Below are 205 nucleotides of genomic sequence, written 5' to 3'. Positions count from 1 at the left end.
GCGGGCGGTCCGGGCGCGATGTCCGGCCCCCACCGGGCGATAGGTCACCTCCACGGAGGATGGGGACATTCTGCTATTATAGAGGTCTCTATAATAGTCATTTGTCCCCTTCCTCTGGCCGTCCTTCTTCGCGGCCTCGCGGGTCGGCCAGAGCTCCGGAAAGCAGGCGGCCATGTCGGCGGCGTTTTCGAGCACGATGCCGGTC

Annotated in this window: 1 protein-coding gene; it reads right to left on the bottom strand. The window is 64.4% G+C overall.

Going from position 1 to position 205, the window contains the following annotated elements; translation table 11 throughout:
- Nucleotides 1-205: hypothetical protein (locus DRV85_RS19630; protein WP_147238905.1), on the bottom strand; the 205-nt coding region annotated here is incomplete at both ends.

It is taken from the genome of Rhodosalinus halophilus, assembly GCF_003298775.1.
Taxonomy (GTDB): domain Bacteria; phylum Pseudomonadota; class Alphaproteobacteria; order Rhodobacterales; family Rhodobacteraceae; genus Rhodosalinus; species Rhodosalinus halophilus.
This window is presented reverse-complemented; position numbering and strand designations above follow the sequence as displayed.